Below are 23,463 nucleotides of genomic sequence, written 5' to 3' on the forward strand. Positions count from 1 at the left end.
GCTAACGAATTATTCGTCGGGCCGTGCCGGTCGGTGGGATGGGGATGTACTCTTCGCGGGCTTGCCCGCTCTCCCAAGGCCCCACAAGCGTCCAATACCTGTGCGGTCCCTGTGGGAGCGGGCAAGCCCGCGAAGAGGCCCGGCCATCCGAGATGGCCAGGCCGTCCCATCAATCAGACCAGCACACCCTGGCTACGCAGGTAGTCGTCGTAGGTACCGCTGAAGTCCACCACACCATCGGCCGACAGCTCGATGATGCGCGTGGCCAGCGACGACACGAACTCGCGGTCGTGGCTGACGAACAGCAGGGTGCCCGGGTAGTTTTCCAGCGCCAGGTTCAGCGCTTCGATCGATTCCATGTCCAGGTGGTTGGTCGGCTCGTCCATCACCAGCACGTTCGGCTTCTGCAAAATCAGCTTGCCGAACAGCATGCGACCTTGTTCACCACCGGAAATCACCTTCACCGACTTGAGGATTTCGTCGTTGGAGAACAGCATGCGCCCCAGGGTGCCGCGGATAACCTGCTCACCAGAGGTCCACTGGCCCATCCAGTCGAACAGGGTCATGTCGTCTTCGAAGTCGTGGGCGTGGTCCTGGGCGTAGTAGCCCACTTCGGCGCTGTCGGTCCACTTCACCGAGCCCGCATCCGGGGTCATCTCGCCGACCAGGGTGCGCAGCAGCGTGGTCTTGCCAATACCGTTGGGGCCGATGATCGCAACGCGCTCGCCCGCTTCGACGGTGATGTCGAAGTTCTTGAACAGCACCTTGTCGTCGAAGGCTTTGGCCATTTTCTCGACCACCACCGCCTGGCGGTGCAGTTTCTTCGCCTGTTCGAAACGAATGAACGGGCTGACGCGGCTGGACGGCTTGACCTCGGCCAGCTGGATCTTGTCGATCTGCTTGGCACGAGAAGTGGCCTGCTTGGCTTTGGAGGCGTTGGCCGAGAAGCGGCTGACGAAGGTCTGCAGCTCGGCGATCTGGGCTTTCTTCTTGGCGTTGTCCGACAGCAACTGCTCACGCGACTGGGTGGCCGCGGTCATGTACTCGTCATAGTTGCCCGGGAACAGGCGCAGCTCACCGTAATCCAGGTCAGCCATGTGGGTGCAGACGCTGTTGAGGAAGTGCCGGTCGTGGGAAATGATGATCATGGTGCTGTTACGCGCCGTGAGGATCGTTTCCAGCCAGCGGATGGTGTTGATGTCCAGGTGGTTGGTCGGTTCGTCGAGCAGCAGCACGTCCGGGTCCGAGAACAGCGCCTGGGCCAGCAGGACACGCAGCTTCCAGCCCGGTGCCACTTCGCTCATCGGGCCGAAGTGCTGCTCCAGCGGAATACCCAGGCCCAGCAGCAGTTCACCGGCGCGGGACTCGGCGGTGTAGCCGTCCATTTCGGCGAATTCGGTTTCCAGCTCGGCGACGGCCATGCCGTCTTCTTCGGTCATTTCCGGCAGCGAGTAGATACGGTCACGCTCGGCTTTGACTTTCCACAGCTGGCCGTGGCCCATGATCACCGTGTCGATCACGGTGAATTCCTCGTAGGCGAACTGGTCCTGGCGCAGCTTGCCCAGGCGGGTATTCGGCTCGAGCATGACCTGGCCTGCGGACGGCTCCAGGTCACCGCCGAGGATTTTCATGAAGGTCGACTTGCCGCAACCGTTGGCGCCGATCAGGCCGTAGCGGTTGCCGTTGTTGAATTTGACGGAAACGTTTTCGAACAGCGGCTTGGAGCCGAACTGCATGGTGATGTTAGCGGTAGAAATCAAGTGCTTGTCCTGCGGGGGTTCCAGAGGTGTATTTAGGCCCTGTCGTCAGTCTTGGGCCAATGTTGGGCCAATTCGACTCGGGGCGGCAGCTTCTCCAGCTCCCTCCAGTCCGAGGAGGAGCTGATCCATTTCGCGTAGGTAGAGAGCAACATCTCGACGCTGTGGCCAAGCTGGCGCGCGATGAACGCGGGGTTCATCCCAGGCATCAGGCATAGGGTGGCGTAGGTGTGGCGGGTGTCGTACTGACGGCGTTCACGGATGTTCAGCGCCTTCAGCGCCGATTTGAAGTGGCGGATTGTAACACTTGGCTCGTTGATCCACAGCCCACCTTTGCTAGGTTGGAACACGAAGGGGCTAGTCAGGTGGGCCGACTTGGACGCCATGCGACGAAGGGTATCCATTCGCTGGGCCTGATTGATGGCGTTCAATGCGCGCTCGTTTAACAGGACCACCCGATGATGCTTGGTTTTCGTATGGTCAGGTTTTCGCTTTGGATTGATCGCGGTCGGTTGTGATTATCAGCTTTCGACCTTTATCGGCCTCTCGTGAAAGAGTGTCTCCCCCCTCTATTGATAGCGTCGATTGGAAGCCATTGCTAAACAACGGAAGCAGTTGTATTCAAAACATCTAGTCTTGATGCTTGATAACAGCACTGCATCTGATAGGGAAATTGACTGAGTTGGCAATAAAACATTCGTGGTGAGCATCGTCATGCAGGCGTCTTGCAAGATCCAGATTTGACTGGCTGCTGATAATGACCTGAGGCCTCAACTCAGCGTCTTTGAAATGGCCCTTGCGCTGGCCATCCCCTTCAAGCATCCGGCCCACCGGGTAGTCGACATATTCCAAGACGTTCACGTTGTTGACTGCGCACAGATGAAGATACCAAAGCTTGTGGCAGGCCGAGATCGAGGCCAGCAACATGTCTTCAGGGTTCCAGCGTTCAGGGTCCCCGCGAAAGGCGGGGTCGGCAGAGCCAAGGATAGGTGCCTTGCCTGGAGCCTCCACGTTGAAGTCTCTCTGGTACGCCGTGTAACTGGCAGTACCTTCACCCGTGTTACCTATCCAATTTACGGTGACAGCGTAATGGTGTTCTTTCATGGTCACTCCTGCTCAATTGTTTCGGGCATGACGATTCCTTGGCCGTTCTTGCGACCGGCCTGTGCTTTAATGGGCGATTGTTGAAATGGATTTTCCTAGCGAGGGATAACGCTTATGTTTGCTGTCGGAATTGCGCTTCTTGCCGTTGGATTAGGCACTTCAAATCCTGGGCTCTGGATACCGGGCGCCGCGCTCATGGCTGCCCGCGTCGTGAAACGAGCACGCAGCTGACCCCTTGGCCGCCCCGTTACAAAAGGACCGCGCGCGTCCATTCGTTTACCGACCGCCCCTTTGCCAGGGGCGGAGGCGGCTCGCGCACAGCACAGTACAGTGCTTTAGTCGTCGTAGTGGTAGCGGCATTGCAGAACGGTGAGCATACCGGCCTCGAAGAAGTAGACCAGGCGGTGCTCACGGGTGATGCGGCGGGACCACAAGCCAGATAAATCGCCTTTCAGCGGCTCAGGCTTGCCAATACCCGTGAAGGGGGTGCGTAGGCACACGTCAATTAGGCGGTTGATGTTGCCGAGGATGGTGATGTCGGCATTCTGCCAGTGACAGTAATCCTCCCAGCCCTCCTTGGTGAACTTCACGCTTACCTTGTCGCGGGCTTCATTCTTGTTCCGCTGCTTCTGGTTCTTGCTCATTGAGGGCCAGTTCCTTCGTCAAGGCCTGGCCGTCCCGGAGCTGAGCGATGGATGAGCGCAAGCGCGAAGCGTTTTTGGACGATCCCAACAGGTGAATGGTCTCGTTCATCCCGTTGTAGTCCTCCAGAGACATCATCACTACGGGTTCGCCACGCTGTCGCGTGATTACGGCGGGCTCATGGTCCCGGCAAACATCATCCATTGTCTGCTTCAGTTCGGCGCGAGCCTGGCTAAAAGTCAGTACGTGCATTTGTCCATCCTCCAGGCTCTGCCCGGGTAAGGGTTGCTCTTTGGACCGCCACAGGTAACGCCCAAAGTTCTAAGAAAGTGAAGCCTGTCAACCCGCACGGCGGCTCCGTATTGACTCACCGTGTTCTCTCAGCTGGATCAGAATCGTCATTCCAGTAGCCACCGGCCACAGGTGTCCAGATGGATCCAACCGTCGCTGGCAACCGCAGCCATTGTACCTAACGTTGTACAAGGCAGTAAACCGACTTTCGGATTAGGGCGCTTATGCCGTACGGCCTTCAGCTAGCGCCGCCTGATACCCCAGTGCCCGAACAAATCTGCAGCCAGGCGGTATAGAGCACTCAGTCGGCGAAAGTGGGTACTTCCCATTCCGATTTTGAGCGTTCCGAAAGGATGCTCAACAGTCTGGCGGCGCACCTTCATCTTCCCCGGATCATGCTCCAGTCGAATGAAGGGGGCTGGTGGTGCGATCACGGCTGTTAAACGAAAAGCAGCTGTAAAAAAATGTAACACACACCTTAAGCAGTGGATTCATTGGAACAGCTGTGTATTCTGTCTCTCCAGTCAAGAATATGAGTTCAAGGTCCGTTCCATGCGTAATCGCGGCAAAATCTATTGGGAATGGGCCAATTCTGCGTTGCATTCCCGCAATTACGATGAGCGCCTTCCCTGCGGCACTTTAATCAACATCCAAGCCCGACTCTCACTTGAAAACGTCACTCAACTTTTCCTGGGTATCTACGGGAAAAAAGGCGTGCTCTTGCTCGAAGAGGTACACCCTGACTGCCGTGGACAGAAACTGTCCGCGGCGATGGCCTGGGCGCTCGAGCGTGCTCACGACTGGGTCGCCAAGGCGTTTCCTGCGCCCAAAGCACCAGGGCCTGAACCACTCCCGCGCAGAGGCTCGCGTCTTCACGGATAACGATGCAGGGAAAACGGAACGCTCGTCAGATCGCTTGAGTCGTATCTCCATCAAAAGCGCATTGAGGCGCCCAGTTGGAGAAAGTGATGAGCCTTCAGTCCACCAGTCATGACCTTTACGTGCATTCCTACCTTGGTTACCAGGCATCGATTTACGTGCTGTGGGAGTCGAGCGTCGAATTTCCCACGGGGATGTTGGTCGAGGTAGGGAAGCCGGGTGCAACGGCGCGAACCCTGCGTGTGAGTCGACCATTCTCCTCTTCGACAGAAGCCATTCTCGAAGGGAAGGTTATGGCTGAACAGTACGTGGAAAGTCAGAAAAGCGGAGCTTGTGCTGCCAGGTGAGTTCGCCGAGGTCTGATCGGACCCACCGCAACCACGGGCAGGTCGACCACCTGCGAATCTGTGCAGCCGCTTCACTGAAGCGGCTCTATCAGCTCAGCGCCTTGATTGCGAACATTGCCAATGGCTGTGCTCACTCGATACCACTCGAAGGCCTCGGCTGGCTCGCCCAGGTTGAGCGCCATCTGCTCGGCTTGTTCGCCCGGCGTCGCGGGTTGCATCCACTCACGCGCAAGGTCTGGGGCCAAAACCACTGGCTTGCGGTCGTGCACATCTACCATTCCGCCCTGGGCATCGGCCGTAATGATGACGAACCCGTCATGCTCGCTGCCAGCGAACTGGCCGATGCTGGCGCAAAGGGAAGGGCGCCCGTCCCGGCGTCGGATGTAGTACGGCTGTTTCTTCGGTCCGCCTTCATCGACCCATTCATACCAGCCGTCGATCGGCGTTATGCCTCGGTGCGGCCAGATCGCCCGGAAGAAAGGGCCGTGTGCCACCTTTTCGACCCTGGCGTTGATCGGCGCGGCACGGTCGGTCGCCCAATGCGGCCGCCAGCCCCATCTCACCAGGTCCGCCCGCGGGCCTGCTTCATCCACTCGCAGCACTGCCACCGGCGTGGTCGGCGCGACGTTGTACCGGCCAAGTGGCTGGTCGCCGACGTTGTTCCGCCAGGCCTCTGGCAGGCTCAGGGTTTCGACAAAGTCGTGTATGCCTCGGTACTGACTCAACCTTCCACACATGCGCGGCCCTCCTGCCAGAGCAAGCATAGCGCTTGGGCGTATCGCCGGTGTGGAGGGGGCGACGGCGTGCCGTATGCGCAGTCCTGGCAGTGCAGGGCTGAATGAACGCCCCACCGCCATTCAGCACGGCGCCAAGTCTGATCTTCCAGGCGTTATAGGCTCGTTCGAGGGGACCCGAACGAAAATGCAGTACTTACCACCCTCCATCGATTCAAAGGCCACCAGCTTTTCCACCAGCGCGGCGCTTAAAACCTTGCCGGCGTTAAGCAGCAACATGCCGTTGTCGGCGTTCAGGTTGCGCGCAAGCACCATTCCCGGCGCCAGGTCACGGGTGGTACACACCTGGACTTCAGGGTCCACCAGGGTGAGATCGCTGTGGAACGAGGCGCAAACCTGGACGAAATCCTCAAGGAGCGCCGGGTCATACAACCGCCCGGCGTACTTGCGCAGGTAGAGCAAGGCCTCATCGCTGTTCATCTGTCGTTCAAGAATCAAACCCCGTTGCAGCTCAACGAAGTCCACGGCCAGCTTGAGCAGGCGAGCGCCGAACGGGATAGCTTCACCTTTGAGCCGGTCCGGGAAACCGCTGCCGTCCCAGTGCTCCTGATGATGCAGGATCAGGCGCGCGGCATCTTTCATGGGCTCAAGGGTCATCAGCAGCGCTTCACTTTGGCGTGGGTAGTCGCGATAGCGGTCGCGGTCGCCGTGCATCAGCTGGTCCGATGGGGCTACGATCATGCTATCCGGCCAACTCAATTTGCCTATGTTGTACAGCGCCGCAGCCATGGCCAAATCGCGGCTTATCGCCTCGTCCAAGGCGTGGACCCGACAGTAGCAACGCACCAGTTCGATGATCTGTCGATTGGTCTGCTTGGCTGGAGGCAGCCGCAGATTAGCCAACATCGAGAACACCTCGGTCCCGGTCACATAGCTGTGTTTCAGTTCTTCGTAGGCCAGATCGAGCATGTCAGCGGTCTGCTGCAGCTCCGCAGTACGGGCTGCAACGCGTTTCTCCAGGTCGTTATTGAGCAGTCTCAACTGGGCGTTCTGCCGACGTGCCAGCAGCTCCAGGCGTTGGCGCTCGCGTTCGGAATGCTGGTGCTCCAGGGCCTGGCGCAAGGTCAGTAGCAATTCGTCGTCGTTCCAGGGCTTACTGATGTAACGGTGGATCTGACCGTCATTGACGGCCTTGATGATTGCGCTCGGGTCGGCGTAGCCGGTCAGCAAGATCCTGACGGTCGATGGGTGATGCTGATTGATCTGTGCCAACAAGGTGGCGCCGTCCATACCAGGCATGCGCGCATCGCTCATCACCAGGTCTACCGGGCCCTCGGCCATCTGCGCCAGTGCCTGTTCGCCGCTGGTCGCCAGCTTCACGTCATAGGGTTGGCCACGCAATAGCCGACGCAGACTGCTAAGGATCGACTCCTCGTCGTCCACTAGCAACACGGTCGGCCGGTAGGGTGGGTTCGGGTTCGGTTGCACTTCCATGGCAGGCCTCACGCGGTCGATCGATGGAGGCACTCGAGCTCAACGAGCGCTTAGGTCAAAGGCTAGATCATTTTTCCGCGACAGGTGTCGGAGCAAGGCGTGGCGGGTGGCAGGCAAATTGTCTGGAAGGCATCTAACCTGACGGCATGGCACCACCTTTCTGTATATCCGTAAGCCCAGGGAAAAGGATTCTCCCGGATGTTCGCGCAGACAACCTGTCGTTTTCGTTCCGTTCTTCACCCGCAGCGCTTGCGACGTTGCCTGAGCCTGTGGGTGCTACTCGTTCTGAGTGTGGACAGCGGGGCCGAGCTGCTGGACGAGCCGCTCAAGCCACTGCCTCCGATTCCCGCTCTGGCACCTGGGCGTGTCGAGCTGGGCCGCCAGTTGTTCAACGATCCGCGGTTGTCGCACAACGGCACACTGTCCTGCGCCAGTTGTCACCGTCTGGACACGTACGGGGTCGATGGCCGGGCGTTCTCCATGGGTGCAGATGGCCTGCCACTTGCGCTCAATACGCCAACGGTACTCAATGCCAGCCTTAATTTCCGGCAGTTCTGGGATGGCCGGGTCGAGTCACTCGAGGAGCAGGGGGATGCCGTGATCACCAGCGCTCACGAGATGGGCGGAGACTGGCGCGTGATCGAGCAGCGCATCGCCGCAGACGTGCGTTACCGCCAGGCGTTCGAGGATGCCTACCCGGACGCGGTGACAAAGGACAACATCCTCAGCGCGTTGGCCGATTACCAAAGGACGCTTCTTACCCCTGGCGCACGTTTCGATCGTTACCTGCAGGGCGATACCGAGGCGCTTACCCTGGAGGAAAAATACGGCTATCAGCGCTTCAAGGACTACGGCTGCATCGCCTGCCACCAAGGGGTGAATATTGGGGGCAACATGTTCCAGAAATTTGGCGTGTTCGGCGACTACATCGCTGACCGCGGCAACCCCACCGAGGCGGATCAGGGCCGCTTCAACGTGACCGCAGAGGAGGCCGACCGGGGTGTGTTCAAAGTGCCGAGCCTGCGCAATGTGGCGATGACCGCGCCCTATTTCCACGATGGCTCGGCGCCTACGCTGGAGCGTGCGATCGACGTGATGTTCCAGTATCAGCTTGGACGAATTCCAAGCGATGAGGACCGCAGGCTCATCATGCTGTTCCTCAAAACCCTTACTGCTGAAAAGGCGGGTCAGCCATGAGGGTGATTTCCCGGCGTACAAGCCTGATTCTATTCAGCGGGTTGGTCTTTGTACTGGCGTCGATGCTGCTGCACTTGTACCTGAATTCCGGGTCAGAGCAGACCCAGACCTACAACGAATCCCGAGATCTCATTCGTCAGCTCAAGCAACAGGATGCTGTATGGGAAAACGAGGTGCTCAAGGCCCGGGTAGCCGTCTCCCATAACTACGATCCACTTGTGATCCCTCTCAAGGAGATGAAGCGGCTATGGGCACGATTCGACCGCCGGGAAGCCGAGCAAGGGCGCGATGAATCAGACCAGTGGCGCGATGCCCATGACGGTTTTCTTTCTGCGTTCGGGGAAAAGGCTCGGCTCGTGGAGCAATTCAAGTCGCACAATGCCTTGCTGCGAAATTCGTTGGCATTTCTACCCACCGCCGAGGACGGTATTCAGGCCCAGATCAACACCATGCTGGCCCCGAATCGGCAGGAGGTACACGTATTCGTCACGGACACCTATGACCTCTTGCTGAGTGCCCTGGAGTTCGCGCAGGTGACCTCTGTGGAAAGGGCTGCCGAGATAGAGGTGGGGTTAGGCAACTTGGCTGTTAACACGGAGAACCTGCCCAAAGAATTCCAGACGCCCCTCAATTTGTTGAGCAATCACGTGGCGTTGATCCTGCGCGAGCAACCTGTCGTCAACCGCCTGCTCGAACAGATCGAGGCGATCCCGGTTGCCGAACGCCTGGATACGATCACCAGCCTCCTGGACAGGGATCAACAGCAGGTTGAAAGGATCAACCGTAAAAACCATCTCTACACGTTATGGCTATCCGGCTTGCTGATGTTCTCGGTCATTTGCCTGGCTGCGCTGCTGGTGCGCAGCTTCGCCGAGGTGAGACGGGTCAACAACGCATTGCAAAGCGCCAATGACGTCCTGGAACAGCGGGTCGAGGAGCGCACCCTGGCGCTCCGGAACGCTCAGAGCGAGCTGTTCAACGCCGCGCGCCAGGCAGGTATGGCGGAGATCGCCACCAATGTGTTGCACAACGTGGGCAACGTGCTCAACAGTGTGAACACATCCTCTGATCTCATCGCTCGAACGTTGCGCAGCAGCAAAACCCAGGGTTTGGGCAAGGCCATGCAACTGTTCCGCGAGCATGCCACTGATATCGGTCGGTTTCTCGACGAGGATCCCCGAGGCCGGTTGCTTCCCGGCTACCTCAACCAGCTGACCGAGGCGATTGCCGATGAACAGAAGGAGATGGCGATCGAGCTGGAACGAATGAACAAGAGCATCGACCACATCAAGGAAGTGGTGGCCACCCAGCAATCCTATGCCGGCGCTAAAAATGTGCCAGAGCCGCTGTCGGTCAACGACCTGGTCGAGGACGCGCTGCGCATGAACGCAGGCGCGTTGACCCGGCATCAAGTGAGGGTAGTGCGCGACTTCGCAGATCTGCCTCTGGTGATGGGCGACCGGCATCGGCTGTTGCTGATTCTGATCAACCTGATCAGCAACGCCAAGTACGCCATGTCCGGCCCCGGCAGCGACCCGCGGACGATGATCCTCAGGACGCGCATCGTTGAGGGGGGCTTGCTGGAAATGAGCGTGCTGGACGAGGGCGAAGGCATTGCCCCTGAAAACCTGCAGAAGATCTTTGCCCATGGCTTCACCACGCGCAAGGACGGGCATGGCTTCGGCTTGCACAGTTGCGCCCTGGCCGCCATCGAGATGAATGGTCACCTGACCGCACACAGCGACGGCCCTGGCCTGGGTGCTGTCTTTACCCTGAGGATCCCGCTGATCGCGGTGACGGAGCCTGCATGAGTGACATGATCAATCGCCGGATCCTGCTGATCGATGACATGCCGACTATCCACGAGGACTTTCGCAAGATCCTTGCCCCGGCCAGATCGCAGAACTCTGAGCTGGACGAGATGGAAGGGTTGTTGTTCGGCGAGCAGGTCAAGAACGAACGACCGGTATTCGAACTCGATTCAGCCTATGGCGGTGAGGAAGGTCTCGGCCTGCTGAAGCGTGCGCTGCAGGCCAGCAAGCCCTACGCGTTAGCCTTCGTCGACATGCGAATGCCAGGTGGATGGGATGGCGCTCAGACCATTGAGCACCTGTGGGAAGAGGACCCGCTGTTGCAGGTAGTCGTCTGCACTGCCTACTCGGACTATTCCTGGGATGAGTTGCTCGACCGGCTGCAGGCCCACGATCGCTTGCTGATCCTGAAAAAACCGTTCGACAACATCGAGGTCCAGCAAATGGCCAGCACCTTGCTGACCAAGTGGGAAATGACCCAACGAGCCTCGCTGAAAATGCACCAGCTCGAACAGCGGGTAGAGCGGCGTACCCAGCAACTGACCCAGGCCAGCGAGGCGCTGCAGCAGGAGATCGAGGAGCGCAAGCAGCTGGAAAGCCAACTGGTGCAATCGGAGAAGCTCGCCTCGTTGGGGCAGATGGCCGCCGGCGTGGCGCACGAGATCAACAATCCGATCGGTTTCGTGTCCTCCAACCTGGGCACTCTGGGAGGGTACTTCCAGCAACTGGTAGCGATGCTCGACGCCTATCGCGAGGCCGAACTGATGCTCGGCGCAAACGAAACCACTGGGCGCTTGCAAAGGCTTCGTGAGCAGACGGAACTGGAGTTCCTCATGGAAGACATCCCGATCCTCATCAAGGAGTCCAAGGACGGAATCGGTCGAGTGGCGCATATCGTCAAGGACCTCAAAGACTTCTCGCGCGTTGATAGCGCTCAGCAGTGGCAATTAGCCGATTTGCAGCAGGGCATTGACTCCACGCTTAACATCGTCGCGAGCGAGCTGAAACATAAAGCCGACCTGGTAAAACGGTACCAGCCGTTACCCCCTGTCGAATGCCTGCCGTCGCAGATCAACCAAGTGATAATGAACCTGGTGCTCAACGCCGCCCAAGCCATGGGCCCCGAGCGGGGCACCATCACATTGGGCACTGCTCATCAAGGCGCCTGGGTGTGCATCGAAGTTGCAGATACAGGCGCGGGGATAGCACCGGAGAACATCAAGAAAATCTTCGATCCTTTTTTCACCACCAAGCCCGTCGGCCAAGGTACCGGGCTAGGCCTGTCCCTTTCCTATGGCATTGTAAAGAAACACGGTGGGGAGATAACCGTATCAAGCCAGGTCGGAGTGGGAACAACGTTTCGTGTACAACTGCCGGTAAAGCAGAGCGCAACGTTGTGATAGCGCACGCGTGCTACCGCTGGCTGGCATGAAGTGCAGGGCCCCGACGAGGGGAGGGCTCGCTTGGGTCGGCTTGCGCACTGATTCAAAGAACCCTGCATTGTGCTATGGGGGAGCGGCGCAGTCTGTGATAATGGGCAATGACAAGGGCCCTATCATGCTGACTATCTCCAATAACGTGCATCTGCCAGATGCCGAAATCGAACTCACATACATCCGCGCGCAAGGCGCGGGTGGGCAGAATGTCAACAAAGTGTCCAGCGCGGTACACCTACGCTTCGACATCCCGGCCTCATCGTTGCCCGAGTTTTACAAGGCGCGGCTGCTGGCGCTGCGTGACAGTCGCATCACCGGCGACGGCGTGTTGATCATCAAGGGCCAGCAGTACCGCACCCAGGAGCAGAACCGTGTTGACGCATTGGCGCGTCTTGCCGAGTTGATCATCACCGCAGGCAAGACCGAAAAGAAACGCCGCCCCACCAAGCCGACCCTCGGCTCGAAGACCCGCCGCCTCGAAGGAAAAGCCAGGCGGAGCACTGTCAAGGCGGGGCGGGGGAAGGTGGAGTTCTAGTGTCTGTATGAACAGCGTTGAGACGAAGTTCAGGCAAGGCGAAAACAGCCGAGGAAGCGGAGTTTACGGGTTGTATTTGAGCATTCCGAGGCTGTTTTCAACGCGGCCTTACCGAGTATCAAGGTATTTCATACAGCGCCAAGAAGGAGATATACCCAATGTCGTCGAGCTGACGGTAGATCTTTGCCGCTGATTTTTAATTTTGGTTTGAACTTGAACTGCGTTAGGATTCTCTAAACACCATCCACGTATTCAGGAGTATGCACATGTCGCGTTTAGCAGAGTTTAGACAGCTTGAACAGAAGTTGGCGGCCCAGTTGGCCGAACTGGAAGCCATGAAAAGCAGCGGTGAGCTTCAGAAAGAGATCGAGTTCGAGACCAAGTTGCGTGACCTGCTAAGCAAATACGGTTACAGCCTGCGCGATATCATCAACATCCTGGATCCTCAGGCCAGTCGCCGTTCCGCAGCTCCTGCGGCTACAGAGAAAGCCCCACGCCGTGCTCGGCAAGTGAAGCAGTACAAGAACCCGCATAATGGAGAGGTCATCGAGACCAAGGGTGGCAACCACAAGCTGCTCAAGGAATGGAAAGCCCAGTACGGGGCAGAAGAAGTGGAATCCTGGGTGTCCTGATTTGTGCTGATGTCGCCCTCATTGCGCTATCTGAAACGCCTTGTTCTTTTTCGAGGAAGCGACAGCGTCGCCTCCTCGAAACAGGGCGTTCATCGTGGGTGGGCGGAATGAGCTGACGTGGTTAAACAGGAAGTTTCGCCACTAAGCGCTCAGTGTCCGTTTCAATACTTCGTAAATTTTGGCATCAGCCGATTGGGCGACATTGAAACGGAGGAAATCACCCGCAGCCATCGACTGGCTGAACGCATTTCCGGGCGCCAGTACTACACCTTCATTCAAGCAAGCCCGAGCCAGCGTTGCTGCATCCTTGCCTTGAGGAAGTTGGCACCAGACGTACATGCCTGACTGGGGCGTTATCCAGGGCTTGATACCAATGGCTTGAAGCCTCGCCACCGTTCTGTCCATAGCCTCTGCCAGCCTGAGGCGAACACTTTCCACGTGTTTCCGGTACCCGCTATCGGTAATCGCCAGATGGATGATGTCCGCGGCCAGGCGGCCACCCCCGAATGTGGTCGCAATCTTGAGATCGACCAGGCTCTCGATCCAGTCACTGCGAGCCGCGATGTAGCCGCATCGAATCGAAGCAGAGATGGTCTTTGAAAAGCTACCGATCTGGATGACACGAGAGAGGCCATCGAAGGCAGACAGCCGTGGCGCTGGCGCATTCTCGAAATCCCCGAAAATGTCGTCCTCTACGATCACCAGGCTGGAGTTGTCGGCCAGCTTCAGCAACCTGTGTGCCGTGACCGGAGACAGGGTAGCGCCGGTCGGGTTGTGGATACCTGAATTGGTTATGTACAACCGGGGAGAATGCGCGAGCAGGGCAGCGCCAAAAGCATCGATGTCCGGGCCCGTCGCGGTGTAGGGAACGCCTACGATGTTCACCCTGTGCGCTTTCAGCAATGCGTGAAAATTGAAATAGCAGGGGTCGTCGACCAGCACAGTGTCCCCCGGCTCCAGCAGAAAACGGCAGATCAGGTCGATGGCGTGGGTGCCGGACTCAGTGAGCATGATCTGTTCAAGAGGGGCTTCGATCCCGATGCCTGTCAGCTTCCGTGACAAGAATTGCCTGAGCGGCAGATGCCCAAGTGGTGAGGCGTACTCCGTCAGTTTCGACGTGTCGGAACGGGCAACGGTGCGAAGTGCTTTGCGCAAGCCGGCTTCGAACATCCAGGAGGCAGGTAGCCACCCGCACCCTGGTTTCAATGCATCGCTAGCGGTGTCAAGAGACTGGCGCGAGATCCACAGCGGGTCCACTTCACGATCAAGCCTTGGGCCGAGTTCGGTGAGTACCAAGGGCGCCACTGGCCCGGCTACGTAAAAGCCGGAGCCAGGACGAGAATTGAGTACACCCTCTGCCATCAACCTTTCATAGGCCTCAAGCACCGTAGAAACCGACACCTGCATGGTCTGAGCCATCGCACGCACCGAGGGAATTCTCGCGCCAGGTGTGTAGGTTCGAGAGGCTATCCGCGACTGGATTTCACCCATGACAGTTCGAATTCGCGTTCCGTCCCGTTTCATCGCACCCTCAACTGTGCTGGAGTCATATGCATAACAGTTTGGTTTAAGTGTATTGGATTGTACATGGCCTGGGTGAGCCTGTCGGTGATGTACTGAGCCTTGGCTTATCGAGGACTTACCGATGGAAAAATCAGCAACCGGGTGGATCAACGGTTTCATAGGCGTCGCCATTTTTGCGGGTTCGTTGCCGGCAACCCGAGTGGCAGTGGCCGACTTCGAACCGACGTTCCTCACCTGTGCCCGGGCAACAATTGCCGCCATGCTGGGCGCGCTTTTTCTGATCGTGCTACGCCAGCCTCGACCCAAACGGCGGGATTTGTCGCCTTTGGCTGTAACTGCGCTCGGCGTTGTTATCGGTTTCCCGCTACTGACAGCATTTGCCCTTCAGCACATAAGCTCTGCTCACTCCATTGTTTTTGTCGGGCTCCTGCCATTGTGTACCGCAGGATTTGCGGTTCTGCGGGGCGGTGAACGACCTCGGCCATTGTTCTGGCTGTTCTCGTTGACAGGTGCCGGGTTGGTCGCTGGCTATGCGTTGATGAATGGAGGCGAGGCGTCGGCGGTGGGCGATCTGCTGATGTTGGCTGCGGTTGTGGTCTGTGGGTTGGGCTATGCCGAAGGAGCGCGCCTCTCGCGGACATTGGGTGGTTGGCAGGTGATCAGCTGGGCGTTGCTGGTAGCGTTGCCGTTCATGCTGCTGCTGACGGTGGTCAATCTTCCAGCCCCTGATGACTTTGCCAGGGTAAGTGCCCCTGCGTGGTTCAGCTTTGGCTACGTTTCACTGTTCAGCATGTTGATCGGGTTTGTGTTCTGGTACCGAGGGCTCGTCCAGGGGGGGATTGCGGCAGTGGGCCAATTGCAACTCTTTCAGCCGTTCATGGGGCTTGGGCTGGCAGCGTTGCTTCTGCACGAGCATGTCAGCTGGACGATGCTGCTCGTGACGCTGGGTGCTGTCATCTGTGTTTACGGGGCCAGGAAATATGCCTAAGCACAGCGACGTGCCCAGTCAAACAGCTGGGTATAGCCCCCGCCGTCTGCCCCCGGGCTTAGTTGCACAAAACACCTGATCCTTTATGTAAAAGGATCAGGTTTAACCTGACTTACAGGCCCAGTTCAGTCAGCCCTGGGTGATCATCCGGACGGCGACCCAGTGGCCAGTGGAACTTGCGCTCGCTTTCCTTGATGGGCATGTCGTTGATGCAGGCGAAACGGCGGTGCATCAAGCCATCGGCTTCAAACTCCCAGTTTTCGTTGCCATAGGAGCGAAACCAGTTGCCCGAATCGTCGTGCCACTCGTAGGCGTAACGGACCGCGATGCGGTTGTCGGTGAAGGCCCAGAGCTCTTTGATCAACCGATAGTCCAGTTCTTTCTTCCACTTGCGAGTTAGGAAGTCCCGAGCTTCTTCACGGTTGTTTGCAAACTCGGCACGGTTACGCCATTGGGTGTCCACCGTATAGGCCAGGGCAATCTTTTCGGGTTCGCGGGTATTCCAGCCATCCTCAGCGAGTCGGACCTTTTCAATCGCCGATTCGCGAGTGAAAGGAGGAAGTGGCGGACGAGTGTGTTCGTTGGACATGGTGGTGCCTCCAATCTTTTGGATGGTTCAGTTGGGTGGGTATTTCTTTAACTTTAAGCGCTTGCGCGCTGCACGTCCTTGAGCAAGACCTTTGCGATTTCCCGCGCACTGTCGAGCGCGGTGTGATCACCCATGACGTGGGCCACGGTTATGGTGCCCTCTATAATCAAAAGGAGTTGCTTGGCCAAGCCAGTCGGATCGTTAACACCTAATTCGCTGGTCAGTTCTAGCGTGTAGTCCAGCAGCTTTTGTTTATGCAGTTTTGCGATCTGTCGAACAGGATCGTCTGCGTTACCCACCTCTCCGGCGGTGTTGATAAAAGCACATCCGCGAAAACCGTCTGACTCGAACCAACTTTTGAGGGCATCAAAAATGCCAAGGATGCGTGCTTCTGGTGTTTGCGCTTTTTCGCATTCACTTCTGAACCACGTCATCCAGCGTATATCGCGTGCATTGAGTGCCGCCGCTGCTACGTCGTCTTTATTCGCAAAATAGCGATAAATACTCTTACGGGCGACGCCCGAGGTCTTTACCAAGAGGTCCATGCCCGTGGCGTGAATCCCGTTTTCGTAAATAAGCTTCTCGGCAGTCGCCAGGATTTTTTCGCGTGTATCGGTCATTGGCTTATCCATGTAGCCAGAGTAGAACGATCGTTCTCCCTGGTCAAGCAGCGCTTGAAATTATTCGATTGCGTGCAAGCGGGGCGCCGGCGTGCTTTCGATCAGAGTGGCTGGCTTCGCGCTGATCAGTCGCGCTCCAGTTCGGCGAAGCGGCTGGACAACCAGGCGTGCAGGTGCCTTACCGCAGGCGACAGCTGCTTGCGGTGCGGGCACACCAGGCTCAGTGGCATGGCGGGCCCGGGGTGATCCTGCATGAGCACGACAAGTCTTCCCGCCAGCACATCGTCGCTCACATCCAGCCAGGACTTGTAGGTTATCCCTTCGCCGGCCACGGCCCAGCGCCGGGCGATATCGGCGTCGTCGCAGAGCAGGGCGCCACGCACCTGGACGGTCTGCGTTCCCAGTTGCCACTTGTCGTAGACCCGCCCCTGCTGCATGTACAGCAGGCACTGGTGTTCGAGCAGATCTTCGGGGGCTTGGACGGTGCCTTGCCGCGCCAGGTACTCGGGCGAGGCCACCAGCACCTTGCGGTTCCAAGGTGCCAGTGGCAGGGCTACATAGTTGGCGTCGGCGTTCAGGCCATAGCGGATGGCGATATCTACCGGATCGCGAAAAAGATCGGCGATCTGGTCGGAGAGAAACAAGCGCAGGTTCAACTGTGGATGCTCTCGGCGAAACGCCGTGAGCCAGGGCAACAGCACGTTGCGGCCCAGATCGGAGGGCGCGGCCACCTGCAAGGTTCCGCTGAGCTGGGCGCTTTCCTGACGCAGGTTGTCGCGCCCGTGCCTGAGGGCTTCCAGGGCGATCAGGGCCGAGGGCAGGTACTGCTCGCCTTCGGCTGTGAGGCGCAAGCTGCGCGTGGTGCGGGCAAACAATCGCACATCCAGTTCACGCTCCAGGCGCTTGACTGCCTCGGCTGCCTGGCCAGGTAGCAGGTCGGCCTCGTGGGCTGCCGCGGTAAAGCTGCCCAGCGCAGCGCTGCGAACGAAGATACCCAGGTCGTCGAGACGGATCATTATCACTCCTGCAATGAAAGTGTTGACGGGCAGGGCCCGTTTTTCCCGGACGCCTGGCACGCCAGACTCGATGCCAAATCAAACCACATTCAGCAGTGAGTGCCTATGAAAGCGATCAGTTTCATCCACAAAGGCTTGCCTATCGAAGACCCTGCGTCTCTCCAGGACATCTTCATGCCCAAGCCCAGCCCTGGGCCCAGGGACCTTCTGGTCGAGGTCAAAGCCGTGTCGGTCAACCCCGTAGACACCAAGGTACGCGCGGGAACTTTCACGGGAGAGCCGAAAATACTCGGCTGGGACGCGGCCGGTATCGTCCGCGAAGTCGGGCGCCAGGTGACCCTGTTCAAGCCCGGAGACCAGGTGTACTACGCCGGTTCCATCGCCAGGCCCGGCAGCTACAGTGAATATCACCTGGTTGACGAACGCATCGTCGGGCATCAACCGCGCAGCCTGGGTGTGGCGCAGGCAGCCGCGCTGCCGCTGACGGCCATCACCGCCTGGGAACTGCTGTTCGATCGCCTGGGGATCGCGGAGGGCGGCGGGGAGGGCGATGCCCTGCTGATCGTTGGCGCTGCCGGTGGCGTCGGTTCGATGCTGGTGCAGTTGGCCCGGCAACTGACCCGCCTGACGGTTATCGGCACGGCCTCCCGCGCCGAGACCAGCAACTGGGTACGCGAACTGGGCGCCCATCACGTCATCGATCACAGTGCGCCGCTGCAAGGGCAGCTGCAGGCCCTGGGGATCGAGTCGGTCAGCCATGTCGCCAGCCTCACCCATACTGATCAGCACTTTGCGCAACTGGTTGAAGTGCTGCGCCCCCAAGGTCGCCTGGGCGTGATCGACGATCCGCAGACCCTGGACGTCATGCCGCTCAAGCGCAAGTCGCTGTCGCTGCATTGGGAGCTGATGTTCACCCGCTCGCTTTACGAAACCGACGACATGGTGCGTCAGCACGAGCTGCTCGAGCGCGTGGCCGGGCTGATCGATCAAGGCATCCTGCGTACCACCCTGGGCGAGCATTTCGGCGCCATCAATGCCGCCAACATGCGCCGTGCCCATGCGCTGGTCGAGAGTGGCAAGGCGCGCGGCAAGATCGTCCTGGAAGGCTTCTGAAACCTGTTTGACAAACAACGGCGGACCGGCCGATCCGGTCTGCCAGGAGCTTGAAATGAACCGACAAGATTACCCCCTCGTTTCCCTCGCCATCCTCAAGGCCAAGCCAGGCCAGGCACCAAAGCTCAAAGCGGCCTTGCTGGCATTGATCGAACCGACTCGGGCGGAGCCCGGCAACCGCGACTACATGTTGTTCGAACGCAGCGACGCGCCTGGGACGTTCTACATGCGCGAGGCGTTCGACCACCAGCAGGCCCTGGACGCGCACCTGACCACCGCTCACTTCCAGCAGTTTGCCGAGCAGGCCGAACAGCTGTTGGCAGAGCCCTTGCAACTGATCTTCCTTGACCCGGTGTCATCTGCCGTTGCGCCCTATCCCTGAGGCAGGCCGGGCAACGCGACCGGCCAAATGCAGGTAATTCAAACTTCAAGCGTGAAGCAATGCCTTGAGCTGGCCCTTGCGGTCAAGACGCGCCAAGTCATCGAAGCCGCCGACATGCACCTTGCCAACAAATATCTGTGGGACAGTTCGGCGCTGGGATCGCTGCATCATTTCCGCCAGGTGCAGGGGTGACGCTTCAACGTTGATTTCGTCAGGGGTGATGCCCTTGCTCGACAGCAGTCGCTTGGCGCTCAGGCAGTATGGGCAGTGCGGGGTGGTATAGATAGTCACAGGGCTCATGGCGGTTACCCTCCTAGTTTGCCGATGGCGGAAAGTCGATATCGGTAGCGGCGATGTTGTTCAGGTAGTTGGTCAGGGTTAACAGCGTGACCTGTGCCACCACCTCCACGATCTTGCTATCAGTAAGCCCTGCCTCACGCGCGGCAGCGATCTGCTCGTCACTCAACTGGCCGCGCCTTGCCGTGATCTGCTGCGCCAGTGCGGCAACCGCGCTGAGTGTGCCGGCTCGGGCTTGGCTTACGGCCTCATCGCTCAAACCCGCCTTGCCGCCGAAGAAGGTGTGTGCGGCCAGACAGTAGTCGCACCCGTTGATTTCCGAGGTGGCGAGGGCAACGACTTCACGCTCGGCGGCGCTCAGTGAGCTTTTACCCAACGCTTGGGCGAGGCCCAGGTAACCATTGAGCGCGACCGGAGCGTGCGCCAGGGTCCTGAATGCGTTGGGAATGAAGCCGAGACCTTTTTGAATGCCTTCGAGAGCTGCGCGCGAGCCAGTAGGCGCCTGGTCCAGCGAGAGAGCGGTAATACGAGTCATGGTCGTTCTCCAATAGGTTGAGTAACCGGCTTGTCTATCAAGCTTGGGGTCCATACTAGAGAGGCAGACTTTTCTTTCGGCTTCAGATCGTCGAAGTTATGCAACAGATCGTCTAAACCTGAGTGCGCTATGGACCGACTGTCGACACTACTTAAGCACTTCAACCTGCACGCTAGTGCGTTTCACCAGGGTGGGTTCTGTGGAACGACCCACCTTGGGCAACACAGTGTCGGGCACGCCCATCTGTTGCGCTCGGGGCGTCTGGCCTTCAAGGACAAGCGTGGGCAGCGTATCGAGTTGACCGAACCCACCCTGATTCTGGCGGTGCGCCCGCAGGAGCATCACTTGCTGGCCACCGACGCCGATGAAGCGGAGTTAGTCTGCGCCACCCTGCAATTCGATGGCGGCGCCAACAATCCGCTGACCCTGGCTTTGCCGGACTTCATCATCAAGCCCCTCGGCGAATTGCAAGGCCTTGATGGCACCCTTGACTGGCTGTTCGAAGAAGCCTTTGGAGATGAGTGTGGTCGTGATGTCATTCTCAATCGCTTGTTCGAGCTGATGATCATTCAGCTGCTTCGCCACCTCATCGCCAGCCGCAGCATCGCCTCGGGAATGATGGCAGGTCTGGCCAACGCTCAGCTGTCTCGCGCGCTTGTGGGGATCCACGATGAGCCGCAGCGCAATTGGTCCGTGGCGGAACTGGCGAATCTTTCGGGCATGTCGCGGGCAAGCTTCGCTTCGCACTTTCGCGAGATCGTGGGTATTACGCCTGCGGACTACCTGGCGAACTGGCGCATCAGTCTGACGCAAAAACGCCTTCGCGAAGGGCGCCCCATTGCCCTGATCGCCGATGAGGTCGGCTACGAAAGTCCTTCTGCGCTAGCCCGAACCTTTCGCCGCAAGGTGGGTGCGAGCCCGAAGCAATGGCTGCAGCAGGGAACGGTGTGACGCCTGGTCGACCGACTTGCACGCCAGGGAATGAGCAAGGTCCTGCGCCTCATCGGGGTGGCCTACACGTTCTCCCGAAGAAAATCGATGAACGCCATCGTCCTTGCCGAGCGGCGCCGCTCACGGCTGAACACGGCGCTGACCGGCAGCGCGGTCGTCTGGTATTCGTCGAGCAGGCTACACACGCCACCCTGCTCGAAGTCCGCAGCAAACAGCCATTGCGCAGACAGGGAGATGCCCAGGCCACCGAGGACCATTTCACGAATGGCCTCGCTGTTGTTGCTGGTGACGTTGCCTTTGATTGCAACCTCAAGTGCTTCGCCACGATGGGTGAAGTGCCAGCGGTCGCAACGGGACCCCGCTGGCTTTGCTGATGATCGACATCGACCACTTCAAACGCTACAACGACACCTATGGGCATCCGGCTGGCGACGCCTGCCTGCAGCAGATGGCTTACCTGCTCAGTTCCTGCATCCGCCGCCCTCGCGACCTGCTGGCGCGCTACGGGGGGGAGGAAATAGCCGTGATCCTGCCCGATACCGACATCGACGGAGCAGCTGTCGTTGCCCGGTTGATGCTTGAGCGCCTGGCCTTGCAACCTGTCCCTCATGAAGGCAGCCCTTTTGGGCATGTGACCGCCAGTATCGGCATCGCCTGCTATGATGGAGCGACCCTCGACAGCCCGCTATCGCTAATTGGACGCGCTGACCGGGCGCTCTATATCGCCAAGCAAGCGGGCCGCAATCGCCTGCATGTCGACCGGGCGCATGTGTAAAGCCAATGACAGGTGTAGCGGTCAACCGCAAAGCCAATTGCCCAAGGTCCAGTATCAGGGGGGCCGCCCTTGACGAAGTGCAGGTATGGCGCCGACAGCTGCCGGTCGTAGATGACCGGACATCTGTAGTCAAGGCCGCTGCGCGGCCCCAACATAGCCATCAAGCCTTGGCGGCAGGCCGTACCCGGAAACTGACACCCATACGGTTGAAAGCGTTCATTGCGGCAATCGCCGTTGTCAGGTCGACCAGATCCTTTTCTGCAAATGCCGCCGATGCGGCTGCATAGGCTTCATCAGAGACGTGAGTCTCACTTACCCGCGTAACTTCCTCGGCCCAGGCCAATGCCGAGCGCTCTTGCTCCGAGAACAGATACTGTGCTTCATGCCACACCGGTATCAGCAGCAATTTGTCCACCGACATGCCTTCTTTGATCAGATCGCGTGAATGCAGATCAATACAGTGTGCGCAACCGTTGAGTTGAGAAACCCTGAGAAAAACCAGATGGATCAGTGAGGATGGCAGGTCTGTCCCAGTGATTACGAAATGATGCAGTCCCCCGAGGGCCTTGGCGGCGCCGGACGATGCTGCAAACCAATTGAGGCGACTCATAGGTGTTGTCCTTGCAAAGTGTCAGTGACATTGGAGAAGAAGGCCTGTACCTCACCGTATCCACGCTCTCTCGCAGCATCCAGGGACGCTTTCCCCTTGGCAGTACCTTCAACGTTGAAGTAATGCACTTGGTTGAGGCCGATGGTCGCAAGGACGGCAGTCAGGTAGGGGCGCAGAAAATCGGGCTGTCGGGCACTCGGGCCATTGATGTAGCCCCCGCAAGCAATAGCGACATAGACCGGTCGATCCACCAACGTACCGACCTTCCCTTTATCGGTGCTCAGGAAAGTCTTGCCCACGCGCACTACATGATCAATCCAGGCCTTGAGCGGGGCGGGCACGCTGTAGTTGTGCATTGGCGTGGCAATCAGCAGTACGTCGCACGCCTGCAATTGGCCGATGAGTGTGTTCGAACGGTTCAGCGTCCCCTCTTGCTCTTCCGCTGAGACCGCTCTTGGATTGGCCAGAGTCTGCGCGTATGAGGCATCGACTGGAGCTAACGTGTGAAGATCGAAATCCGTCACTTCGATACCGCGTCTGCCTGCATGGAGGGCCAAGGCAAACAGAATTTGCTGGGACAGTTTGAAACTTTCCGAACGGTCACCATTGGGGCTGGCGGCAAGGCGAAGAACGCTCAACGGAACAATGGGCTGCTTGTGCAAAGTCATGTAATTGCCTCAATTTGATAACGGCGAGCGTCATGGCGCATCGAACTGTTTTTGAAAGCGCAGTGCACTGTTGTGCATGCCTTCACGGGAGTAGAAGCGTTGGGCTCCGGCGTTGGCCAACCCGGTATCAAGCACAAGGCGGGCGCAGCCACTGGCGCGCGCCAACCGCTCCAAGGCCTGCAATAACCGCGCTCCCCATTGATGACCTCGCTGGGTTTCAGCAGTTATGAGGTCGTCGACATACAGGAATGTGCCGTAGACCAGATTCTCCTGGAGGCGGTAACCGGCTAGTGCCACCAAGCTGCCTGCGTCGAAGGCACCAACCAGAAGATATCCCTCGGTGCGCATACGCTCGACACGGCTGATGAAGTCGGCTTCGCTAGCCAGGTGGGGGCGCAATTGCTGCATCACCGGGAACGCGGCATGCAGGTCGTGAGAGGTATCCAGAGGGCGCAGGTTGGCGTCAGCCAGATCTAGCACGCTGGGTATGAATGGGTGAGGAGTGAGTGTCATGAACGCCAGCCTCCGTGAGTAGG

The 23,463-nt window shown here is 58.8% G+C and carries 27 protein-coding genes and 2 pseudogenes; 12 read left to right on the forward strand and 17 right to left on the reverse strand.

Going from position 1 to position 23,463, the window contains the following annotated elements; translation table 11 throughout:
• Positions 1–173: 173 nt before the first annotated feature.
• The 5 genes from ACF8O8_RS24920 to ACF8O8_RS24940 form a co-directional block, all read right to left on the reverse strand.
• Positions 174–1,760: an ABC-F family ATPase gene (locus tag ACF8O8_RS24920; RefSeq protein ID WP_010953836.1), complete on the reverse strand. Its 1,587-nt coding sequence runs from the start codon at positions 1,758–1,760 to the stop codon at positions 174–176.
• 32 nt (positions 1,761–1,792) lie between these two features.
• A complete protein-coding gene (locus ACF8O8_RS24925) occupies positions 1,793–2,212 on the reverse strand; it encodes an integrase (protein WP_392510647.1) in 420 nt (139 codons plus the stop codon).
• A gap of 175 nt (positions 2,213–2,387) precedes the next feature.
• Positions 2,388–2,861 (reverse strand): OsmC family protein, encoded by a 474-nt coding sequence (locus ACF8O8_RS24930; protein WP_049586314.1) that lies wholly within the window; start codon positions 2,859–2,861, stop codon positions 2,388–2,390.
• A 335-nt stretch (positions 2,862–3,196) separates the two neighbouring features.
• Entirely contained in the window at positions 3,197–3,505 is a 309-nt protein-coding gene (locus ACF8O8_RS24935) for a Txe/YoeB family addiction module toxin (protein ID WP_392510648.1), read from the reverse strand.
• Complete coding sequence (locus ACF8O8_RS24940; protein WP_392510649.1) at positions 3,471–3,755, reverse strand: type II toxin-antitoxin system Phd/YefM family antitoxin; 285 nt, start codon at positions 3,753–3,755, stop codon at positions 3,471–3,473. The genes ACF8O8_RS24935 and ACF8O8_RS24940 overlap by 35 nt, the downstream gene beginning before the upstream one ends.
• A 591-nt stretch (positions 3,756–4,346) precedes the next feature.
• Between ACF8O8_RS24940 and ACF8O8_RS24945 the strand changes: the two genes are divergently transcribed.
• A complete protein-coding gene (locus tag ACF8O8_RS24945) occupies positions 4,347–4,676 on the forward strand; it encodes a hypothetical protein (RefSeq protein WP_080634978.1) in 330 nt (109 codons plus the stop codon).
• Positions 4,677–4,762: 86 nt separating this feature from the next.
• On the forward strand, positions 4,763–5,020 hold the full coding sequence (locus tag ACF8O8_RS24950) for a hypothetical protein (protein ID WP_020189883.1): 258 nt from the start codon (positions 4,763–4,765) through the stop codon (positions 5,018–5,020).
• A gap of 71 nt (positions 5,021–5,091) precedes the next feature.
• On the opposite strand, the gene ACF8O8_RS24955 is transcribed toward ACF8O8_RS24950, so the two are convergent.
• Together ACF8O8_RS24955 and ACF8O8_RS24960 are read right to left on the reverse strand one after the other, a co-directional pair.
• Entirely contained in the window at positions 5,092–5,757 is a 666-nt protein-coding gene (locus ACF8O8_RS24955; RefSeq protein WP_392510650.1) for an SOS response-associated peptidase, read from the reverse strand.
• Positions 5,758–5,877: 120 nt separating this feature from the next.
• Positions 5,878–7,248, reverse strand: coding sequence for an HD domain-containing phosphohydrolase (locus ACF8O8_RS24960; protein ID WP_392510651.1), 1,371 nt, complete (start codon positions 7,246–7,248; stop codon positions 5,878–5,880).
• A gap of 198 nt (positions 7,249–7,446) precedes the next feature.
• Between ACF8O8_RS24960 and ACF8O8_RS24965 the strand changes: the two genes are divergently transcribed.
• The 5 genes from ACF8O8_RS24965 (at position 7,447) to ACF8O8_RS24985 (ending at position 12,859) form a co-directional block, all read left to right on the forward strand.
• Positions 7,447–8,445: a cytochrome-c peroxidase gene (locus ACF8O8_RS24965; RefSeq protein WP_010953843.1), complete on the forward strand. Its 999-nt coding sequence runs from the start codon at positions 7,447–7,449 to the stop codon at positions 8,443–8,445.
• Positions 8,442–10,256, forward strand: a complete 1,815-nt coding sequence (locus ACF8O8_RS24970; protein ID WP_392510652.1) for a DAHL domain-containing protein — start codon at positions 8,442–8,444, stop codon at positions 10,254–10,256. The genes ACF8O8_RS24965 and ACF8O8_RS24970 overlap by 4 nt, the downstream gene beginning before the upstream one ends.
• Positions 10,253–11,656: an ATP-binding protein gene (locus tag ACF8O8_RS24975; RefSeq protein WP_049586148.1), complete on the forward strand. Its 1,404-nt coding sequence runs from the start codon at positions 10,253–10,255 to the stop codon at positions 11,654–11,656. Before ACF8O8_RS24970 ends, ACF8O8_RS24975 begins: the two co-directional genes overlap by 4 nt.
• Positions 11,657–11,813: 157 nt before the next feature.
• The gene (gene arfB / locus ACF8O8_RS24980; RefSeq protein WP_010953846.1) at positions 11,814–12,227 is read left to right on the forward strand and encodes an alternative ribosome rescue aminoacyl-tRNA hydrolase ArfB; all 414 of its coding nucleotides are present in this window, start codon (positions 11,814–11,816) and stop codon (positions 12,225–12,227) included.
• A 266-nt stretch (positions 12,228–12,493) separates the two neighbouring features.
• Positions 12,494–12,859 carry a histone-like nucleoid-structuring protein, MvaT/MvaU family gene (locus ACF8O8_RS24985; RefSeq protein ID WP_014591145.1) on the forward strand — a complete coding sequence of 122 codons (366 nt, stop codon included), beginning with the start codon at positions 12,494–12,496 and terminating at the stop codon, positions 12,857–12,859.
• Positions 12,860–13,000: 141 nt separating this feature from the next.
• Here the strand turns inward: ACF8O8_RS24985 and ACF8O8_RS24990 are convergent, their stop codons facing one another.
• The gene (locus ACF8O8_RS24990; protein WP_350297790.1) at positions 13,001–14,383 is read right to left on the reverse strand and encodes a PLP-dependent aminotransferase family protein; all 1,383 of its coding nucleotides are present in this window, start codon (positions 14,381–14,383) and stop codon (positions 13,001–13,003) included.
• 121 nt (positions 14,384–14,504) lie between these two features.
• Here ACF8O8_RS24990 and ACF8O8_RS24995 point away from each other — a divergent pair, with 121 nt between their 5' ends.
• Positions 14,505–15,371 carry a DMT family transporter gene (locus ACF8O8_RS24995; protein ID WP_010953849.1) on the forward strand — a complete coding sequence of 289 codons (867 nt, stop codon included), beginning with the start codon at positions 14,505–14,507 and terminating at the stop codon, positions 15,369–15,371.
• 112 nt (positions 15,372–15,483) lie between these two features.
• Here the strand turns inward: ACF8O8_RS24995 and ACF8O8_RS25000 are convergent, their stop codons facing one another.
• The 3 genes from ACF8O8_RS25000 to ACF8O8_RS25010 form a co-directional block, all read right to left on the reverse strand.
• Entirely contained in the window at positions 15,484–15,960 is a 477-nt protein-coding gene (locus tag ACF8O8_RS25000) for a nuclear transport factor 2 family protein (RefSeq protein WP_010953850.1), read from the reverse strand.
• A gap of 53 nt (positions 15,961–16,013) precedes the next feature.
• Positions 16,014–16,580 carry a TetR/AcrR family transcriptional regulator gene (locus ACF8O8_RS25005; protein ID WP_010953851.1) on the reverse strand — a complete coding sequence of 189 codons (567 nt, stop codon included), beginning with the start codon at positions 16,578–16,580 and terminating at the stop codon, positions 16,014–16,016.
• 125 nt (positions 16,581–16,705) lie between these two features.
• Complete coding sequence (locus tag ACF8O8_RS25010; protein WP_392510653.1) at positions 16,706–17,596, reverse strand: LysR family transcriptional regulator; 891 nt, start codon at positions 17,594–17,596, stop codon at positions 16,706–16,708.
• 105 nt (positions 17,597–17,701) lie between these two features.
• Here ACF8O8_RS25010 and ACF8O8_RS25015 point away from each other — a divergent pair, with 105 nt between their 5' ends.
• Entirely contained in the window at positions 17,702–18,709 is a 1,008-nt protein-coding gene (locus ACF8O8_RS25015) for a zinc-binding alcohol dehydrogenase family protein (RefSeq protein WP_392510654.1), read from the forward strand.
• A gap of 55 nt (positions 18,710–18,764) precedes the next feature.
• Positions 18,765–19,091 (forward strand): putative quinol monooxygenase, encoded by a 327-nt coding sequence (locus ACF8O8_RS25020; protein ID WP_392510655.1) that lies wholly within the window; start codon positions 18,765–18,767, stop codon positions 19,089–19,091.
• A gap of 45 nt (positions 19,092–19,136) precedes the next feature.
• Here the strand turns inward: ACF8O8_RS25020 and grxC are convergent, their stop codons facing one another.
• Together grxC and ACF8O8_RS25030 are read right to left on the reverse strand one after the other, a co-directional pair.
• Positions 19,137–19,391, reverse strand: coding sequence for a glutaredoxin 3 (gene grxC, locus ACF8O8_RS25025; RefSeq protein ID WP_392510656.1), 255 nt, complete (start codon positions 19,389–19,391; stop codon positions 19,137–19,139).
• Positions 19,392–19,404: 13 nt separating this feature from the next.
• Entirely contained in the window at positions 19,405–19,923 is a 519-nt protein-coding gene (locus tag ACF8O8_RS25030; protein WP_010953859.1) for a carboxymuconolactone decarboxylase family protein, read from the reverse strand.
• A 129-nt stretch (positions 19,924–20,052) separates the two neighbouring features.
• On the opposite strand from ACF8O8_RS25030, the gene ACF8O8_RS25035 reads away from it, so the two are divergent.
• Complete coding sequence (locus tag ACF8O8_RS25035; protein WP_003248200.1) at positions 20,053–20,874, forward strand: AraC family transcriptional regulator; 822 nt, start codon at positions 20,053–20,055, stop codon at positions 20,872–20,874.
• A 62-nt stretch (positions 20,875–20,936) separates the two neighbouring features.
• On the opposite strand, the pseudogene ACF8O8_RS25040 reads toward ACF8O8_RS25035, so the two are convergent.
• A pseudogene (locus tag ACF8O8_RS25040) lies at positions 20,937–21,263 on the reverse strand (LysR substrate-binding domain-containing protein); the annotation flags it as partial.
• On the opposite strand from ACF8O8_RS25040, the pseudogene ACF8O8_RS25045 reads away from it, so the two are divergent.
• Positions 21,221–21,649: pseudogene (locus ACF8O8_RS25045) on the forward strand (diguanylate cyclase); the annotation flags it as partial. The pseudogenes ACF8O8_RS25040 and ACF8O8_RS25045 sit on opposite strands and share 43 nt — an antisense overlap.
• 160 nt (positions 21,650–21,809) lie before the next feature.
• Here ACF8O8_RS25045 and ACF8O8_RS25050 read toward each other — a convergent pair.
• From ACF8O8_RS25050 to ACF8O8_RS25060, 3 genes are read right to left on the reverse strand one after another with little or no spacing between them, the layout of a single operon-like run.
• On the reverse strand, positions 21,810–22,259 hold the full coding sequence (locus ACF8O8_RS25050; RefSeq protein ID WP_392510657.1) for a carboxymuconolactone decarboxylase family protein: 450 nt from the start codon (positions 22,257–22,259) through the stop codon (positions 21,810–21,812).
• Positions 22,256–22,927, reverse strand: coding sequence for an FMN-dependent NADH-azoreductase (locus ACF8O8_RS25055; RefSeq protein WP_392510658.1), 672 nt, complete (start codon positions 22,925–22,927; stop codon positions 22,256–22,258). The genes ACF8O8_RS25050 and ACF8O8_RS25055 overlap by 4 nt, the downstream gene beginning before the upstream one ends.
• A 30-nt stretch (positions 22,928–22,957) precedes the next feature.
• Positions 22,958–23,440, reverse strand: a complete 483-nt coding sequence (locus ACF8O8_RS25060; RefSeq protein ID WP_392510659.1) for a GNAT family N-acetyltransferase — start codon at positions 23,438–23,440, stop codon at positions 22,958–22,960.
• Between the last annotated feature and the right edge of the window lie 23 nt (positions 23,441–23,463).

Source organism: Pseudomonas sp. TYF_14 (genome assembly GCF_043105275.1).
Taxonomy (GTDB): Bacteria; Pseudomonadota; Gammaproteobacteria; order Pseudomonadales; family Pseudomonadaceae; genus Aquipseudomonas; species Aquipseudomonas alloputida.